The sequence below is a fragment of the Gordonia jacobaea genome (assembly GCF_965344965.1).
In the GTDB taxonomy this organism is placed as follows: domain Bacteria; phylum Actinomycetota; class Actinomycetes; order Mycobacteriales; family Mycobacteriaceae; genus Gordonia; species Gordonia jacobaea.
Genome location: NZ_CBDRLS010000003.1, coordinates 470,325 through 489,302 on the forward strand (window position 1 = coordinate 470,325; position 18,978 = coordinate 489,302).

Below are 18,978 nucleotides of genomic sequence, written 5' to 3' on the forward strand. Positions count from 1 at the left end.
GCACCGCTGTCGGCTGGCCGCACGCCGGTGGAATACTGCGTGTCATGGCGCGGAGCAATTCACACGACGATCCGGGGACGGTAGTCCTCTTCGGTGGACGCAGCGAGATCGGGATCGCCCTCACGAAAAAACTGGTGGCAGGCAAGAGTGTTGTTCTCGCCGCGCGCCGCGCCGCCGACCTCGACGACGAAATCGCCGCTATGCGCGCGGCGGGCGCCAGCGACGTCAGCGCCGTCGAATTCGACGCCGATGCGACCGACACGCACTCGTCGCTCATCGAGGCGATCACAGCCGATCACGGGCCCATCGGCGCGGCGATCGTCGCGTTCGGCATTCTCGGCGATCAACACCGCGCCGAAACCGACGTCGCGCACGCGCTGCAGATAGCCCAGACCGACTACGTCGGCCAGATCAGTGTGCTGACGCCGCTGGCCAACGCACTGCGGCGTCAGTCATCGGGCACCATGATCGTCTTCTCGTCGATCGCCGGAGTGCGGGTACGACGCGGCAACTACGTGTACGGGTCGGCAAAGGCGGGACTCGACGGCTTCGCCAGTGGTTTGTCGGACGCACTCCATGGATCGGGCGTCCGATTGTTGCTCGCCCGCCCGGGTTTCGTGGTCGGCAACATGACAGCAGAACTCATGGCCTCCGGAACCAAGCCGGCGCCGATGTCGGTCGACGCCGAACAGGTGGCAGACGCTGTGGCACGGGCGTACCACCGCGGCCGTTGGGAGGTGTGGATTCCCGGACCACTGCGCTTCGTCGGATTCGCGATGCAATTCGTACCGCGTGCGATCTGGCGCAGGTTGCCCCGATGACGGTCGCGACGACGGATACACCAGAATTCGTCGTCGTCGGGATCGGCGCCGACGGCTGGGCCGGACTGACCGATCGCGCGCGCGACGAATTACGCAGCGCCACAGTCGTATACGGATCAACACGCCAACTCGAACTCCTGCCCGAGCTCGACACGACGACGGTGGCATGGCGTTCGCCGATGTCCGAGCACCTACAGCAGGTGCTGTCCGGATCGTCAGACTCCCCGGCTTCTGACGCGACCGTGCACGTCCTGGCGAGCGGCGACCCGATGTTCCACGGTGTCGGGTCGACGATCGTCAATGCCGTGGGGCGCAACCGGGTTCGGGTGCTCCCGACCGTGTCGTCGGCGAGTCTCGCCTGTGCCGAACTCGGGTGGGACCTGTCTCGCACACAGGTGATCAGCACGCTGCGCGACGACGCCGACGTCGTGGTGCCCGCGTTGACCGACGGCCGTCGGATCCTCGTGCTCAGCAGGGGAGCTCAGACACCCGCCGCGATCGCCGAGGTGCTGGTGCGCAACGGTTTCGGCTGGTCGACGATGACCGTTCTCGAACAACTCGGTGGCCCATGCCAACGGATCATCGAGTCGGTTGCGCGCTCGTACCGACCTCAACCTCACGATGCGCTCAACATCGTTGCCATCGACTGTGTCGGACCTCGGACGACGCGCCTACCGGGGCTACCCGACGACGCGTACGAGCATGATGGACAACTCACCAAGTCGGCGGTGCGGGCCTTGACCGTCGCGGCCCTCGCGCCAGGTGGGCGAGGACTCCTCTGGGATGTCGGTTCCGGGTCGGGGAGCGTGGCCATCGAGTGGTTGCGCGCGGACTCCGACGGGACCGCCATCGCCTTCGAGCACGACGACGTCCGTGCCGCGCGCCTCGCGCGCAACGCCGCCCGTCACGGTGTGGCGGGCGCGCTGACCGTGCAGGGCGCCGCGCCCGAATCACTGCGTGACGCACCGGATCCGGACGCGATCTTCATCGGGGGAGGACTCGACGACGAGGTCCTGACCGCCTCGTGGCACGCGTTACTCCCGGGTGGGCGCCTCGTCGCGAACGCTGTCACGGTCGAAACCCAGTCACTGCTTGTCGAATGGCACAGCCGACTCGGGGGACTTCTGCGACGATTCTCCATCGAGACCGTCGAGCCGCTCGGATCCATGACGACATGGCGTCCCGCGCTGCCGATCGTGCAGTGGGTTGTCACACGAACGGACGACGAGTCGTGACCGTTTACTTCATCGGCGCAGGCCCCGGCGCAGCCGACCTCATCACCCTGCGTGGGGCACGCGTCCTGGGCGAGTGCACCACCTGTCTCTACGCCGGATCGCTTGTCCCGCAGGAGCTACTCGAACTCTGTCCGGCCGACGCCACCCTGATCGACACGGCCAGGATGCCGCTCGACGAGATCATCGGGCACATCGTCGAGGCAGACGCGTCCGGCGCCGACGTCGCACGTCTGCATTCCGGCGATATTTCGCTGTATTCGGCGTTCACCGAGCAACACCGTGAGCTCCGACGCTTGGGGATCGGCGTCGAGATCGTGCCCGGCGTACCCGCGTTCGCCGCGGCCGCAGCTGCCCTCGACACCGAACTCACGGTGCCCGGGGTCGGTCAGAGTCTTCTCATCACCCGCGTGTCGACGCTGTCGACGGACATGCCGCCGGGTGAGGAACTCGCGCACCTGGCGCAGTCGGGTGTCACCCTCGCACTGCACCTCGCCGCGCACCGCGCGCCGCAGATCGTCGAGGCGCTCGCCGACCACTACGGGCCGCAATGCCCCACGGCTACAGTCGCATTCGCATCCCGCGACGATCAGGTGGTGATCAGATGCGCGTTGTCGGACCTGCCGCAACGGCTCGACGACCACGGAATCCGCCGCACCGCGGTCATTTTCGTCGGCAAGGTGCTCGATCCGGCAACCTCGACCCCCACAGACAGCTACCTCTACTCGCACGCGCGGATGACCAAACTCCGCAGTGGCGGTCACGACGACAGACCGTCCGCCACATGAGCGACGCACCGGCCGTGCTGGTGCTCGGGGGCACAGGCGAAGCCCGCGAGCTGGCTGCCCGACTCGTCGCCGAGCGCATTCCCGTGATCTCTTCACTCGCGGGGCGGGTCGGCGATCCTCGGCTGCCCGTCGGTGCCGTACGCATAGGCGGCTTCGGGGGAGTGCCCGGCTTGCGGACATGGCTGCACGACAACGCTATTCGCGTCGTCGTGGATGCGACCCATCCCTTCGCGAGTGGCATCAGCGCCAACGCCGCAGCCGCGGCCGGCGACCTCGCTGTACCTATCGTCCGGCTATGTCGCGCACCGTGGTCACCGGATGTCGGGGATACCTGGGTCCAGGTTCCGGATATAGCCAGTGCAGCAAGGCATCTCGACGGCCGACGAGCACGCGTATTCCTGACCACCGGCAGGCAGGACGTCGACGCATTCGCCGAGAACTCCTCGGCATGGTTCCTCATCCGGGTCGTCGACCCTCCGCAGACCGCCACGCCCAGACACCACACCGTGATCCGGTCGCGTGGTCCCTACCATCTCGCCGACGAGATCGACCTGATGCGTGAGCACCGTATCGACGTGCTCGTCACGAAGAACAGCGGCGGTGACATGACGCGCGCAAAGCTCGATGCCGCAAGGACTCTCGGCATCGAGGTCGTGATGGTCGACCGTCCGAGCGAACCCGTGATGCCAACCGTCGAGGACGCAGCAGGCGCCGTCGAACTCGTCCGTGACCTGCTCACCGGCCAGACGCTGCGATGATCAGACACCGTGATGATCAGGCGCCGCGATGATCAGGCGCCGTCACCATCTGGCGTGTGATGACGGGGCGTGAACACCAGACGACCACCACTGCGCTCGGCAACCGTCGTCGCAGACGATCCGATGATGAGCATCGTGCGCATGTCGACGATCGACGGATCGAACGCGCCGACGGTCGTCACCGACAGCGTCTGCTCCGGTCCGCCGACATCGCGCCCGACAATCAGGACGCGGTCGTCGGGAACCATCTCGCGCAGCAGGTCGTGAAGGCGTGGCACCTGCCATGTCCTGCTCTGCGATCCGGGGTTGTAGACGGCGATCACCAGATCGGCCTGAACTGCGTGCCGAATCCTGGCTTCGATCAGCTCCCACGGTTTGAGCCTGTCCGAGAGCGAGATCACCGCGAAGTCGTGCCCGAGTGGGGCGCCGGTGACCGCAGCGACCGCCGTTGCCGCGGTCACCCCCGGCACAACGCGGACGGGCACGTCGGCCCAACGCGGCTGAGCCGCTACCTCGGCCACCGCCGCCGCCATGGCAAACACGCCCGGGTCACCGGACGACACGACGGCCACGCGAGCACCCCGCGAAGCGAGGTCGAGCGCGAACTCCGCGCGTTCGGCCTCCACGCGGTTGTCGCTGGCATGCATCCGCTGTCCCGGCCGGGGCGTCACCCGCGCGAGATACGTTCGATAGCCGACGAAGTCGGTGGCCGACGCCAGTTCGGCGCGCACCTGCGGCGTGGTCTGTGTCGGCGCTCCCGGTCCGAGCCCGACCACGACGACCTCACCGGTCCCGGGCTCGGGAACGGACGCCTCGAAGCGCGGATTGTTCCGTCGGCCGGGAACGACGACCATCGAGAAGTACGGGACTTCCGACGGGTCGACGTCGGTGAGCGGCAGCACGCGCTGCGCCGGCGTCGAGGCCCTTTCCACATACCAAGCTTCGTCGAGCCGTCCGACTCGTTCGAGGGCCGTGCACACAGTCGAGAACGTGCGGCCCAGTTTGAGCACCGCGATGGCATCGGCGCCGGCGAACACCGCGGTCAACTCGTCGACCGGGAGTGTTCCCGGTACAACGGTCAGTATTTCTTCGCCTTCGACGAGCGGGATGCCCAGTGCAGACGACGCCCCACTCACAGACGTCACCCCGGGAATGATCTCTGCATCGAAGTCGTCGGCAAGGCGTTTGTGCATATGCATGTACGAGCTGAAGAACAGCGGGTCACCCTCGGCCAACAGACAGACATCCCGCCCGGCCCGCAGGTGCGCCGCGAGTGTTTCGGCGCTCTCGGCATAGAAGTCGTTGAGGGCGCCGCGGTAGCCGCCGGGATGATCGGTTGCCTCGACCGTGATCGGGTACATCAGACGCTCTTCGATCTGATCGCCGCGCAGATACGGCTCGGCGACGCCCCGGGCAATACTGTTTCCATGGCGAGCGCTGTGATAGGCGATGACGTCGGCAGCGGCAATGATCCGCGCGGCTTTGACGGTGACCAACTCGCTGTCGCCCGGGCCGAGTCCTACGCCCCAGAGCTTTCCGTAGCGCGCCTCTTTCGCCGCACTTTCCTCGTTGCGTGGTGTCGTCACAGCGTCATTCCTGTGCACTCGCCAGTGCGTTGATCGCGGCGGCAACGATCGCCGAACCGCCTCGACGTCCGGCGACGGTGATGAAGTCGAGATCATCGCGGTTCGCCAGTGCCGCACAGGATTCCGCAGCTCCGATGAAACCGACGGGTGCGCCGACGATCGCCGCCGGGCGGGGCGCGCCCGCGTCGATGACGTCGAGAAGCGCGAACAACGCGGTCGGTGCGTTACCGATCGCGACGACCGCTCCGTCGAGTCGGTCCCGCCAATACTCGACGGCCGCAGCGGTCCGCGTGGTCGACAGTTGCTCGGCGAGTGCCGGCAGGCCCGGCTCTCCGAGATAGCACAGCACCTCGTTGTCCGCGGGCAATCGCTTGCGGGTCACTCCGCTGGCGACCATCGTCGAGTCACACAGAATGGGTGCACCCGCCTCGAGAGCAGATCGTGCCGCGGAGACGACGCCGGACGTCGCGATCACGTCCTTGGTCAAATCTGTTTCGCCACACGCGTGAATCATGCGTACGACAACCCCGGAGACGTCCGGGGCGAATCCGGCCAGATCGGCTTCGGCTCGGATGGTGGCAAAGGACTGCCGGTAGATCTCGGCGGCGTCGCGTAGGTAGTCGGGCATAATGGCTCAACCCTATCGGGGCCGTCGTCACGACCAACAGATCGGTTGCCCCCTGGCTCGACAGGATAGGGTGACCGGCGTGAGTGCGCCAACACTGTACATATTCCCGCATGCCGGCGGATCGGCCAGCTTCTACGTACCATTCGCGCGGACCTTCACGTCCGGTGTGAAACGAATCGCCGTGCAATACCCCGGCAAGAACGGAACTCACGACCTCGCGTCGTTCAGAGGGATACCTGAACTCGCCAACACGGTCGTCAGCAAGCTTCCTGCTGACCCCGACGCGCGCATAGCCCTGTTCGGACACAGCATGGGCGCGCTGGTGGCATTCGAGACCGCGCGCATCCTCGAGGCAGCAGGCCGCAGAGTCGAGGCGCTCTTCGTGTCGGCTTGCGCCGCGCCCGGCCGCAGCGGATACGACTACATTCCCGAATCCGATCGCGGCTTGCTTGACGCGGTGTCGGAAATGACAGGCGTCGACCCGGCACTCCTCGAGAGTGAGGAATTTCAGGCCCGAATTCTGCCGACACTGCGCGGTTTCAAAGCCATCACGGCATATCAATGCCCCCCGGATGCCACGCTGTCGTGCCCAATACACGTCTACTACGCCGACGACGACGAGGTCGCAACTACCGAAAAGGTCAGCCCCTGGCAGGAAAGGACAACCGCAGAGTTCACGATGCGGGAGTTTGCGGGCCATCACTTCTACCTCACGGACAACCTCTCCGAGGTGGTGGCCGACATCGAGCAGAAGCTGCCTGTCACCTGAGAATCTTGATAGGTAACTCACAGGTCGCCGACTGGAACAAATGACCCAGTTTGATTGGAACAAATGACCAAGTTCTGTTCGCACAGGTCACGCGCGACTCGAAGAACTGAGCTGTCCGAAGCATCAAGGCACTGCTGATCGTTCGCAAAATTTGGTTGCATTTGGAAACTCAATTCACGCACTCCCCGGTGGCGTGCAGACACTGCGGCTGCTAGCCTTCGTTCCACGTTCGTGAATCGAAGTATTATCGTTCTGGACGCTCTGGTTATTTGGGGAAGACTCATCGACGACGAGGGGAAGCCGTCGCCTGAGTGTCATCGCACATTCTCTGTCGGGGGGAAAGCGAATGCATCGTGGATGTAACAAGTTCGGTTGATTTCACCGGGCCGGCAAAGCCAAATTTGTCGCAGCAAACGATCCCGTCCATTCTTCGGGGTAGGGCTGCTGCGCAACCTGACGACGTCGCTTTCAGTTTTATCGATTACGACATCGACCAGGCTGGATATGAAGAATCACTGACGTTTCGTGAGCTTTATCAGCGCGTTCGTGTCGTTGCCGCGGAATTGCTCAGGCATGGCAGTCCGGGTGATCGCGCAGCGATCCTCGCTCCACAGAGCCTCGACTACATCGTCGCGTTTCTCGGCGCGATGGAAGCAGGGTTCATCGTCGTACCGTTGTCCGTGCCGATGTTCGGTGCGCACCACGACGAACGGATCAGTTCTGCGCTATCCGACTGCACCCCGTCGGTCATCTTCGCCACAACCACCGTCATCGACGACGTACTCCCGTACGCACAGGAGATGGCGGGAGCCACACCGACGGTCATCGAGATCGATGCGCTCGATGCCGACGCGCCCGTCGACGATTACCCGGATAACGTGCGACAAAGCAAAACCGCAGTGCTGCAATACACTTCGGGCTCGACCAGCGCTCCACGCGGAGTGATGGTGTCGCACCGGAATGTCGTCACGAACCTCGACCAACTGATCAGCGACATGTTCGCTCATCACGGCGGCTGGCCCGATCCCGATACCGTGCTGGTGTCGTGGCTGCCCTTCTACCACGACATGGGCCTGCTATTGGGCATCTGCGGCGGCATTCTGTCTGGCCGACGCACCGTCGACATGAGCCCGATGGCGTTCTTGCAGAAGCCATCTCGCTGGATCACCACGATGGCCTCCTACGGTAAGACGTTCACCTCCGCACCCAACTTCGCGTACGAGCTCGCGGCCCGCAGGACCACCGACGACGACCTCGCGGGACGTGATCTGTCCGGCGTGACCGCGTTCATGTGTGGTGCAGAGCGTGTACACGCCAGCACAGTGCGTCGGTTCGTCGACAGATTCGAGCGAAATGCTTTGCCCAGCAATATTGTTCGTCCGGCATACGGTTTGGCCGAGGCGACGCTGTACGTGGCGGCTCTGACGCCGGGACGCACGTCAGAGGGCATCAACTTCGACTTCGAGAAGCTCGCCTCGGGCTGGGCACGGCGAAGCGGTGAGGGCCAGGACGGCTCGGAACTGATGAGCCACGGACCCGAGCGTTCGGTGACCTTCCGGATCGTCGATCCTGAGTCCCGCCAGGAGAATCCCGCCGACAAAGTCGGGGAGATATGGGTGCATGGCGACAACGTTCCCGCAGGTTACTGGCGCAATCCCGAGCTCACCGAGAAGGTGTTCGGGGGATGGATAGAAGATCCCGCGCCCACCACACCGGCCGGACCATGGCTGCGCACCGGTGATCTCGGAGTCCTGTCGGAGGGCGACCTGTTCATCACAGGCCGCATCAAGGATCTTCTGATCATCGACGGGCGCAACCACTACCCCGATGACATAGAAGGTACGGTCACCGAACTCACCCGCGGAAGGGTCGCGGCGGTGTCGGTCGACCGTGGATCGGCGGAACAACTCGTGGTGGTCGCCGAGGTCAAAGATCGCGGCGCGCAGGTCGATTACGCACAGTTGCGCAACGAGGTGACTTCGGCTGTGTCGAATCGTCATGGCGTCCGGGCCGCGGACGTGGTCTTCGTTGCACCCGGCTCCATTCCGATCACCACGAGCGGCAAGACGCGTCGGTCGTCGGTCGGCGACCATTACCGGGACGGCGTGTTCGTCGGATTGGACTCCGCGCAGTGACTATGCCTCGAGACGAGGCGGATCTGAGGGCATGGCTGGTCGACCAGCTCGTGCGTATGGGTTGTGAAGCCGACGACATCGACGTCGACACTGCGTTCAACGACCTCGGTGTGGGATCGCGCGATGCGGTCGTCATGTCGGGCGAACTGTCCGAACTCGCGGGTCGACAGATCTCGCCCGTCGATTTCTGGGAGCATCCGACGATCGCCACGCTGGCAGCTTTCGTCGCCAATCCCGAAGCAGCACAGACGAACACCGTCGACCTGCCACACTCACAGCCCACCGACGACGCCATCGCCGTCATCGGCATCGGCTGTCGGTTTCCCGGCGATGTCTTCGGGCCGGAGAAATACTGGGCTTTCCTGTTCGACCACGGCAACGGTGTCAGCACCGTCCCCGAGGGACGGTGGACACAGTTTGACGACGGCCGCAACGAGACGGCCAACGCTCTGCGGCGCACCACGCGGTGGGGCGGCTACCTGTCCGAGGTCGACGCCTTCGATGCCGAGTACTTCGACATCTCACCGAGCGAGGCCGACAAGATGGACCCGCAGCAGCGTCTGCTGCTGGAGGTCACCCAGGAGGCGCTCGACCACGCCGGCATCCCGGCCGGCGCGTTGCGTCACTCGCAGACCGGTGTTTTCGCGGGTTCGTGTGCCGGTGAGTACGGTGCGTTGGCGACGAGCGACCTGAGTCAGGTCGACGCGTGGTCGGGGACCGGCGGAGCGTCGTCGATCATCTCCAACCGCCTGTCGTACCACTACGACCTCCGCGGTCCGTCGGTCACCATCGACACCGCATGCTCATCGTCGCTCGTGGCCATCCATCTCGCATGCCAGAGTCTGCGTTCGGGCGAATCGACACTCGCGCTGGCCGCGGGCGTCAATGTGATGCTGTCGCCCGCGATCACCCGCAGCTTCGATACCGCGGAGGCGATGTCGCAGAGCGGACAGTGCCACTCGTTCGACGCAGCCGCCGACGGTTATGTGCGCGGTGAGGGTGCGGGCGTCGTGGTGCTGAAAGGGCTGTCCGACGCGATTCGCGACGGCGACAACGTGATCGCCGTCGTGCGCGGTTCTGCAGTCAATCAGGACGGCCATTCCAACGGTCTGATGGCGCCCAACCCATCGGCGCAGATGGCCGTGTTGCGCGGTGCGTACGCAGCCGCAGGCCTCACCACCCGCGACGTCGACTATGTCGAAACCCACGGCACCGGAACACTTCTGGGCGATCCCATCGAAGCACGGGCACTGGGTACCGTTCTCGGACGCGGCCGCAGCTCCGACGATCCGCTCCTCATCGGTGCGGTCAAGTCGAACATCGGTCACCTCGAGGCCGCGGCCGGTGTTGCCGGCTTCATCAAGGCTGTCCTAGCCGTCGACCGTGGAAACATTCCGGCGAATCTCGGTTTCTCCCAACCGAACCCGCACATCAACATGGACAACCTGCGCCTGCGGGTCGTTGCCGAGCACACCGGGTGGCCCGAACGCGATCGGCCTCGGCGCGCCGGTGTGTCCTCGTTCGGCTTCGGCGGCACCAACGCACACGTCGTACTCGAACAGGCCCCGCCCGCGCATGCGACTGCGCCTATCAACTCTGGGGCTACGAACTCTGGGGCTACGAACTCTGGGGCAAGCATCGCTGCGGTGACGACACTCACCGTGACGGCGAAGACCGCCGATCGAGTGCGCGCACAGGCTTCAGCGCTGGCCGACTGGCTCGACGGTGCCGGTGCCGACGTATCACTGGCCGACGTCGCCCACACCCTCGATCACCACCGCACGCGACACTCCACGTTCGCCACGGTGGCCGCGCGCGACAACCAGCAGGCGGTCGTGGGTCTGCGCGCTCTCGCGGCGGGCGACACGGCACCGGGGCTCGTCGATGTTCACGGTGGACGGTGCAGGCCCGGCACCGTTTTCGTGTACTCGGGGCAGGGATCGCAGTGGGCGGGTATGGCGCGCACACTGCTCGATTCGGAACCCGAGTTCGCGGCGGCGCTCGCCGACATCGAACCGGACTTCGTCGCACAGGTCGGCTTCTCGCTGGTCGACGTCGTCCGCGCAGGTGAACCGGTTGTCGGTATCAGCCGCATCCAGCCCGTCCTCACCGGTCTGCAATTGGCACTCACCCGACTGTGGCGCTCGTACGGCGTCATCCCCGACGCCGTCATCGGACATTCGATGGGGGAGGTCGCGGCGGCTGTCGTGTCCGGTGCGCTGTCCGTCGCCGATGGTCTCAAGGTCATCGCAACCCGTTCGCGACTGATGTCCGCGCTGTCGGGCCAGGGCGCGATGGCCCTCGTAGAACTCGACGCCGACGCTGCGACAGCACTGGTGAACACATATCCGGACGTGACCGTCGCGGTGCACGCGTCGCCGCGACAGACGGTGATAGCCGGCCCACCCGACCAGGTCGACGCCGCGGTAGCCAAGGTTGCCGCAAGCGACAAGCTCGCCCGCCGCATCGAGGTCGACGTCGCCTCCCACCATCCGATCATCGACCCGGTTCTGCCGGATCTCCGCACCGAGTTGGCCGATCTCACCCCGCGTCGACCAACCATTCCGCTGATCACCACAACCCTTGCCGAGGGCGAACCGCGGTTCGACGCAGACTACTGGTGCTCGAATCTCCGCAATCCGGTGCGGTTTTCGCAGGCGATCAGCGCCGCAGGCGACGCGCACGGCGTGTTCATCGAGGTCAGCCCGCACCCGATACTCACCTACGCGATCGACGACACGCTCGCCGACGTTCATCACCACTCCGTCGCGACGTTGCTGCGCAACCAGGACGATGCGCTGACCTTCCACACCAACCTGAACGCGGCGCAGACCACGACGCCTCCGACGAGTTCGCACGGCGCCGAGCCGCATGTGCAGCTGCCTGCCACTGTCTGGCAGCACACGTCGCACTGGATCGAACTGCCCGAACGTACAACGGCGGCTGCGGTGGTGCCGACGAACGGCACACTGCTCGGCGAGCGTATCGACGTCGCCGACACCGCGGGCACGCATCTCTGGCGGGCAGATCTCACCGCGCACACCAAGCCGTATCCGGGTTCACACGAACTCAACGGCCTCGAGGTGGTGCCGGTCTCGGTACTCCTCGCCACCCTGGTCGACGCCTCCCGCAGCGTCGGCATCGAGCACATCGGCGAGGTTCGATTCCACTATCCGATCGCTCTCGACCGCCCTCGACTCGTCCAGGTCGTGGCCGCCGGCGACGTCGTGTCGATCTCGTCGCGCTCGGCGTCCGACACGTCGACGTGGGTGCGACACGCGACCGCCCACGCGGTCGTCGAACCACCCGCGACACAGACATCCGAACTCAATGGCCTCGCGCCGATCACCGCCGCGCAGGGTCGTTCTACGGCGGAGTTCCTGCGCGAGTGGGGTGTGACAGGCCAACCCTTCGAGTGGACATTCTCGGGTCTGCACGGATCGCCGGAGCGGTTGTCGGCCGAAGTCGACCTACCCGAACCTTCCGTTGCCGCCGTACTCGACGCAGCCGCGCACCTCGCGCGCCTCGTCGACGACTCGAATCGTGACCTCATGGTGCCGTCCGCGACCGAGTTCGTCTGGCTGGCAGACGATGTCACCGATCCGAGGGCGACGATCGACATCCGACGAAACCGCACCGTGGAGGACGGGCTGGTCGTCGACGTCACCGCGAACGGCCCAGACGGCCCGCTTCTCGACATTCGCGGACTGCGGTTCGCGGCCGTCGACGGAACCGACGCGCCGACTCCCGATCTGCCGCCGGAGTCGATGACACACGTACTCGAGTGGCAACCGATGGAGTTCGACGCCGATCGCGCTGCGGCACCGAGCGGCTCGGTCGCGGTCGTCGGAGAGGGCAACGCGGTCGCAGCAGCCCTGCGCACCGCGGGCGTCGACGTCGTCGACGATGCGTCGACAGCACGGCATGTCGTCTACGCCGGGGGAGCATCGACGGGTGATCACGCCGCGGACGCGGTGCGTATGGGTTCGGAGGTCACCGAGTGGGTGCGGCGTCTCGCTCAACGCGATAGCGCCACGACACTGTGGCTCGTGACCCGCGGTGTCCGCACACCAACCGCGGCAGGGGATCTCGCCCAGAGCGCGCTCTGGGGACTCGCGACAGTGATCGCCGAGGAGCAACCCGACATCTGGGGCGGGCTGATCGACCTACCGGCGGACGCAGACCTCACCGCCAACGCGTCGTCGCTCGCCGCGGCGATGGCCACCCCGTTCAAGGCCATCGGTTCGCTCATCGACGAGCAATTGTCCGTTCCCACAACGGTTCCGCTCGAGTCGGTTCTGCTCGAGTCTGGGCCCGTCCGGGAAGCGCTGCGGTGTCGTGCTGACGCCTCGTACCTCATCACCGGCGGCCTGGGTGCACTTGGTCTGGTGATCGCCGACTGGCTCGCCGGGCGTGGCGCACGGCGGATCATCCTCGCCGGTCGTAACGGACTACCACCGCGGCGGACGTGGGACGACGAGAACGTCGACTCGTCCACGCGCACACGCATCGACGGTGTTCGTGCGCTGGAGGCACGGGGCGTCGCAGTGGAGCCCGTCGCACTGGACGTCGCCGACGCCTCGGCGCTGCGTGCCTTCCTCGAGCGCCGCGACGACGCGGGTGCTCCGCAGGTACGCGGCGTGATCCACGCTGCGGGTGTCACGGTGAACCGACTCCTCACAGATACCGACGCCGAAACGCTCCACACCGTCATCCGGCCCAAGATTGCAGGCACACAAGCTCTGTCGGAGGTCTTCGAGGCTTCCGAACTGGACTTCTGCCATCTCACCGGAAGTGCGGGCGCCCTGTTCGGCATTCCGGGACAAGGCGGCTATGCCGCGGCGAATGCCTATCTCGACGCCTTCGCACGCTTCGCCAACCCATCACATGGGCGCACCCTCAGCATCGACTGGGTGGCGTGGGAGGGCCTCGGCTTCGCCGCCGATGCCGACCTCGTCGTCGCTGAGCTCGAACGCGTCGGGTCGCGTCCCGTCCGGGTCGGCGAGGCACTCGCGGCGTGGGAGTACATCGACCGCTTCGACGTCGCGCAAGCCGTCGTCCTTCCACGCGCTGACGCGTCGGTGTCGTACACCGCCGACGAGATCGACACGCACGCATGGGATCGGATGGACCGCGCCGAGATGTTGAGCACCCTGGAGAACGGATTGCGCGCGATTCTCGCCCACGAGCTACGACTTCCCGAGGCCGACCTCGAATCCGATGTTCCGTTCGCCGAGTTGGGTCTCAACTCGGTGATGGCGATGTCGATCCGCCGCGACGCGGAGAAGCTCGCCGGGATCGAACTCTCGGCCACGATGCTGTGGAACCATCCGACCGTTGCGGCGCTCGCCACCCACCTCGCCGACAAGATCGCTCCGCAGGAGTCCGACGATGTCGACGACGAGTTCGACACCGAGTCCGACGGGCTGCTCGACAGCCTGTTCGACGACGTCGAGTCCTCACCGCTCGGAGCGGAGCCGGGGCTCTGATGGCGGCACACGACTTCGACGACAACAGCCTTCGGGAGTGGATGGTCGATCACCTCGTGGCCATGACCGGTTGTGCGCGCCACGAGGTCGACCCCGAGGCCTCGATGGCCGATCTCGGTGTGGGATCGCGTGATTCGGTTGTTCTCTCGGGCGAACTCTCCGAACTCCTGCGGCGTCACGTCTCGCCGGTCGAGTTCTGGGAGCACCCGACGATCAACTCGCTCGTCCACTACCTGTTGCACGACGAGCCCATCGACGTCAGCGACCACACGGTGAGCGCAGGCACGCTCGACGACCCGATCGCGGTGGTCGGCATGAGCTGTCGCTTACCCGGTGGCGTGCACGGCACTGCGCAGTACTGGGACTTCCTCTCAACGGGCGGCGATGCCGTCGGTACGGTTCCCGCCGAACGCTGGGAACGCTTCGACGACGGCACCCCGGAAGTACGGGCGGCTCTGGAGTCGACAACGCGGCACGGCGCCTTCCTTGACGACATCGCGGGATTCGACGCCGACTTCTTCGAGATCACCGCGCGCGAAGCCGCAAAGATGGACCCTCAGCAACGCCTGCTTCTCGAAACCGCCTGGGAGGCAGTGGAAAATGCCGGAATCGCACCGGGGACGCTGAAGCGCTCGCCGACGGGCGTCTTCGTCGGCGCGTGCGTCAGTGAGTACGGTTTCCTGGCCTCCACCGACCTCCCGGGCGTCGACGCGTGGAACAACCTCGGCGGAGCGCTGAGCATCATCGCCAATCGCCTGTCGTACTTCCTCGACCTGCGCGGGCCTTCGATGACCATCGACACGGCCTGCTCGTCGTCGTTGGTGGCGATCCACCTCGCGTGTCAGAGCCTGCGTCTGCAGGATTGCAACGTCGCGCTCGCGGCGGGGGTCAATCTGCTTCTGTCGCCTGCGGTCTTCCACGGCTTCGATCAATCTGCCGCACTGTCGACCTCGGGTGCCTGCCACTCGTTCGACGCCGACGCCGACGGTTTCGTCCGCGGCGAGGGCGCGGGCGTGGTGGTGCTCAAGCGCCTCGGCGACGCGCTACGCGACGGTGATCGGGTACTCGCGGTCGTGCGCGGCTCCGCGGTCAACCAGGACGGACATTCCAACGGCCTGTTCGCGCCCAATCCCGCCGCCCAGATGGAAGTGCTACGCGCTGCGTACGCGAACGCCGGTATCGCCGCCCACGACGTCGACTTCGTCGAGACACACGGCACCGGAACACTTCTCGGCGATCCGATCGAAGCGCGTGCTCTCGGTACCGTTCTCGGGCGCGGCAGGCAGGCAGACAAACCACTCCTTCTCGGAGCGGTGAAGTCGAACCTCGGGCACCTCGAGGCCGCCGCGGGTGTCGCAGGATTCATCAAAACCGTGCTCGCGGTGCAACGCGGGACGATCCCGGCCAACCTCCACTATCGAAACCCCAACCCGCACATCCCGTTCGAGCAACTACGACTGCGGGTGGTCGATTCGGCGACCGCCTGGCCGACCACTGAGGGTCCGCGACGGGCAGGAGTGTCGTCGTTCGGATTCGGCGGCACCAACGCACATGTCGTCATCGAACAGGCACCGTCGGTACGTCGAGCAGCTGCAGCCGACGACGATCCTGTACAAGCCGTTGCGACACTTGTCATCTCGGGTAACAGCCCCGCGCGCGTCTCGGCCCAGGCCGCTGCGATCGCCGAATGGATGGACTCCGACGGCGCGGGCGTTCCGCTCCCCGATATCGCCCACACGCTCAATCACCACCGGGCAGCACTACCGGTCTTCGGGTCGGTCACCGCCCGCGATCGTGCCGGGGCCATCGCAGGCCTGGTCGCTCTCGCGGCAGGGGAGAGCGCAGAAGGCGTCCGATTGCCCGCAACCGCTTCACCCGGGCCGGGCACCGTCTTCGTCTACTCCGGTCAGGGATCGCAGTGGGTCTCGATGGCCGCTGCTCTGCTCACCGACGAACCGGCGTTCGCCGCGGCAATCGACGAACTCGACGATGATTTCGTCGCGGAGGTGGGATTCTCCCTGCGCGATGTCATCAGTGAGCAGAAGGACCTGCACGGCGACGCCGAGGTGCAGCCAGTCCTGCTGGGCATCCAACTGGCGCTGACGAAACTGTGGGGCAGCTACGGGGTTCATCCCGACGCAGTCATCGGTCAGTCGATGGGCGAAGTCACCGCCGCAGTCGTCGCCGGTGCGCTGACGCAAGCCGAAGGGCTACACGTCATTGCCGTTCGCTCGACATTGATGGCACGACTCGGCGGCCTGGGCGCCGTAGCGCTGCTGCGCGTCGGCGCCGACGAAGTCGAAGAGCTATTGACCACCCACACCGGTGTCGAGATCTCCGGACGCCTCGCGCCGCGTCAGACCGTCGTCGCCGGCCCGGTCGACGCGGTGGACGCCGTCATCGCGCAGGTCTCGGCGACCGGTCGCTTCGCGCGACGGGTCAATATGGAGGTCGCGTCACACACGGCGCTGATGGATCCGATACTCGACGAACTGCGTTGCGCGCTCGAAGGACTCACACCCCGACAGCCCCGCATCGACTTCTTCTCGACCGTGACACCCGGAACCACTCCCACCGCAGACGCCGACTACTGGGTGGCCAACGTCCGGCAGCCGGTATCCCTTGCTGAAGCGGTCGGCGCTGCGGCTCTCGAGAACGCGACATTCGTCGAGATCAGCCCGCATCCGATGCTCACCCAGGCGGTCTCCGAAACACTGGAGAACGCTGACGCCGTACACAACGTGCTCGGCACCCTGATCCGCGATGGTGATGACACGGTGTCGTTCCACACCGCGGTGAGCGCCGCCGCCACCACGCGACCGCCGAGCACCCCTCATCCGCCCGAGCCACACCCGGTGTTGCCCGCAACGCCGTGGCAGCACGTCCAGCACTGGATGCCGATCCCGCAGCGGCACGCCCTGCAGGTGGCAACCCCGGCCCCGACAGGACCGGTCGACACCGCGATCCCGGCACAGTGGTGGCACGAGCTGACGTGGCCGGAGCGACCCCTGACCCGGCCAACCCCCGACGCCTCATCTTCCAACAGCTCTGCTGAGCGCTGGGTCGTGGTAGGGCGCGATGTCGGTGCTGCCCTCGCAGCGCGTCTCGGCGCCGACTCGGTGCGCATCGTCGACGAGAACGAGGTCGCGACGCTCACCGCTGCCGACGACCTCGCCGACGTCGACCGCGTGCTCTACGCACCGGCACCGCTGACGACAGATGAAATCTTCGGCGCCGCAGCGGGTTACCGCATCTTCGGCGTCGCCCGGTCGCTCGTCTCGGCACTGCACGGACTCGACTCACCGCCGCGACTTCACTTCCTGACGCGCAACGCGCAGCCGATCTCCGAAGGCGATCGCGCCGCCGCCGCTCAGGCTGTGCTGTGGGGTCTCGGACGGTCGCTGGCACTCGAGCATCCCGAGTTCTGGGGATCGGTCGTCGACATCGACGAATCGGTACCGCTCACGCTCGCAGCGGGCTACCTCGTCGCCGAGACCACCGAGGCCGCGGTCGAAGACCGCGAGGATCAGGTGGTGTATCGCGCCGGAGTCCGCCGCGTGCCGCGACTCACGCGCGCCTCAGCGTTGCCGCTCCCGGATGACGACCGCCTGGCATCCGACGGCGCTCACCTCGTTGTCGGTGCCACCGGCAATATCGGACCACACCTGATCCGACAGTTGGCATCGATGGGTGCGGGCACTGTCGTGGCGGTGTCGCGCAATCCGGGCGACCGACTCGACGGAGTGATCACCGAACTCGCGGCACAGGGCACCACCGTGATTCCGATAGCAGCCGACGCCACCGATCGCGACGACATGGCAGCGCTGTTCGCACGCTTCGGCGCAGACCTGCCGCGGCTCGACGGGGTGTACCTCGCCGCGTTCGGCGGTGGCCCGGTGACGCTGACCGACATGTCAGACGACGATGTCTCCGCCATGTTCCGGCCCAAGCTCGACGCGCTCGCGGTGCTGCACGACATGACGGTGAGCACCGATGTCGATCGTTTCGTTGTCTTCTCGTCCATCTCCGGCCTCACCGGATCGCGGTGGTTGTCGCATTACGCCGCGACCACCACCTTCCTCGACGCATTTGCGCACGCCCGTCGTGCGGCCGGTCTTGCTGCGACGACCATCAATTGGGGGCTGTGGCAGTCGCTCGACGAGGTCCAGGACGAGATCGAACGTCAGGTGACGCGCGGCTCGGGTCTGCTCCCGATGGACGATCCGACCGCGATTCGTGCGCTGGTGTCGGCGACCGCTCCCGGAGCGCCGGTGCGCTCGACGGTGGTCGCGGCCGACTGGCCGACCCTTGCCGCGGCCTACCGCACCCGTGCGGTGCTGCGCATCGTCGACGATCTCGTCGACGAGCCAGACCTGCCGGCTTCCGACGGCCCGACCGAGTTGCGCGAGGCGCTCGCGGGTGCCGAACCGTCGCAGCGAAGGGAACTGCTCAGCGACCACGTCGCAGCACTGGTCGCCAAGGTGATGGGGTTGTCGTCGCCTCAAGAACTCGACGCCACCACCGGGTTCTTCCAGTTCGGGATGGACTCGTTGATGACGGTGACACTCCAGCGCGCGCTGAGTGAATCGCTCGGCGAGCAATTGCCCACATCTGTGGTGTTCGACTATCCGACAGTCGAAGCACTGACCGGGTACCTCGCGTCGACGCTGCCCGAGATGGTCGACGCGACCGAGGAAGCACCCGACGACTCCTTCGACGAACTCTCCGAAGACGAACTGTTGAAAGCACTTTCCGAAAGGCTGGGCTGAGCA

General features: G+C 66.0%; 10 protein-coding genes. 8 read left to right on the forward strand and 2 right to left on the reverse strand.

Going from position 1 to position 18,978, the window contains the following annotated elements; genetic code table 11:
• Positions 1-44 precede the first annotated feature (44 nt).
• Genes dprE2 through ACRVY7_RS12895 form a run of 4 tightly spaced genes read left to right on the forward strand, consistent with a single transcriptional unit; the run spans position 45 to position 3,599 of the window.
• Entirely contained in the window at positions 45-821 is a 777-nt protein-coding gene (gene dprE2 / locus ACRVY7_RS12880; RefSeq protein ID WP_431817311.1) for a decaprenylphospho-beta-D-erythro-pentofuranosid-2-ulose 2-reductase, read from the forward strand.
• Positions 818-2,056 carry a precorrin-6y C5,15-methyltransferase (decarboxylating) subunit CbiE gene (cbiE, locus tag ACRVY7_RS12885; protein WP_431817312.1) on the forward strand — a complete coding sequence of 413 codons (1,239 nt, stop codon included), beginning with the start codon at positions 818-820 and terminating at the stop codon, positions 2,054-2,056. The genes dprE2 and cbiE overlap by 4 nt, the downstream gene beginning before the upstream one ends.
• Positions 2,053-2,841 carry a precorrin-4 C(11)-methyltransferase gene (gene cobM / locus ACRVY7_RS12890; RefSeq protein WP_431817313.1) on the forward strand — a complete coding sequence of 263 codons (789 nt, stop codon included), beginning with the start codon at positions 2,053-2,055 and terminating at the stop codon, positions 2,839-2,841. Before cbiE ends, cobM begins: the two co-directional genes overlap by 4 nt.
• Complete coding sequence (locus tag ACRVY7_RS12895; RefSeq protein ID WP_431817314.1) at positions 2,838-3,599, forward strand: cobalt-precorrin-6A reductase; 762 nt, start codon at positions 2,838-2,840, stop codon at positions 3,597-3,599. The genes cobM and ACRVY7_RS12895 overlap by 4 nt, the downstream gene beginning before the upstream one ends.
• 32 nt (positions 3,600-3,631) lie before the next feature.
• Here the strand turns inward: ACRVY7_RS12895 and ACRVY7_RS12900 are convergent, their stop codons facing one another.
• The gene (locus ACRVY7_RS12900) at positions 3,632-5,185 is read right to left on the reverse strand and encodes a precorrin-2 C(20)-methyltransferase (protein WP_431817315.1); all 1,554 of its coding nucleotides are present in this window, start codon (positions 5,183-5,185) and stop codon (positions 3,632-3,634) included.
• A 4-nt stretch (positions 5,186-5,189) separates the two neighbouring features.
• Entirely contained in the window at positions 5,190-5,813 is a 624-nt protein-coding gene (locus ACRVY7_RS12905; RefSeq protein WP_064869267.1) for a precorrin-8X methylmutase, read from the reverse strand.
• A gap of 79 nt (positions 5,814-5,892) precedes the next feature.
• Here ACRVY7_RS12905 and ACRVY7_RS12910 point away from each other — a divergent pair, with 79 nt between their 5' ends.
• From ACRVY7_RS12910 to ACRVY7_RS12925, 4 genes are all read left to right on the forward strand, one after another.
• A complete protein-coding gene (locus ACRVY7_RS12910; protein ID WP_235434269.1) occupies positions 5,893-6,582 on the forward strand; it encodes a thioesterase II family protein in 690 nt (229 codons plus the stop codon).
• A gap of 401 nt (positions 6,583-6,983) precedes the next feature.
• Positions 6,984-8,717 carry a fatty-acid--AMP ligase gene (locus tag ACRVY7_RS12915; RefSeq protein WP_049697392.1) on the forward strand — a complete coding sequence of 578 codons (1,734 nt, stop codon included), beginning with the start codon at positions 6,984-6,986 and terminating at the stop codon, positions 8,715-8,717.
• A 2-nt stretch (positions 8,718-8,719) separates the two neighbouring features.
• Positions 8,720-14,206, forward strand: coding sequence for a type I polyketide synthase (locus tag ACRVY7_RS12920; RefSeq protein WP_431817518.1), 5,487 nt, complete (start codon positions 8,720-8,722; stop codon positions 14,204-14,206).
• A complete protein-coding gene (locus ACRVY7_RS12925) occupies positions 14,206-18,975 on the forward strand; it encodes an SDR family NAD(P)-dependent oxidoreductase (protein ID WP_431817316.1) in 4,770 nt (1,589 codons plus the stop codon). The genes ACRVY7_RS12920 and ACRVY7_RS12925 overlap by 1 nt, the downstream gene beginning before the upstream one ends.
• The last annotated feature ends 3 nt before the right edge of the window (positions 18,976-18,978 follow it).

Coding starts and splice junctions, on each gene's coding strand:
- ACRVY7_RS12925 (WP_431817316.1), top strand. CDS start 14,206: ATGGCGGCACACGACTTCGACGACAACAGCCTTCGGGAGTGGATGGTC.
- ACRVY7_RS12920 (WP_431817518.1), top strand. CDS start 8,720: ATGCCTCGAGACGAGGCGGATCTGAGGGCATGGCTGGTCGACCAGCTC.
- cbiE (WP_431817312.1), top strand. CDS start 818: ATGACGGTCGCGACGACGGATACACCAGAATTCGTCGTCGTCGGGATC.
- ACRVY7_RS12895 (WP_431817314.1), top strand. CDS start 2,838: ATGAGCGACGCACCGGCCGTGCTGGTGCTCGGGGGCACAGGCGAAGCC.
- ACRVY7_RS12905 (WP_064869267.1), bottom strand. CDS start 5,813: ATGCCCGACTACCTACGCGACGCCGCCGAGATCTACCGGCAGTCCTTT.
- dprE2 (WP_431817311.1), top strand. CDS start 45: ATGGCGCGGAGCAATTCACACGACGATCCGGGGACGGTAGTCCTCTTC.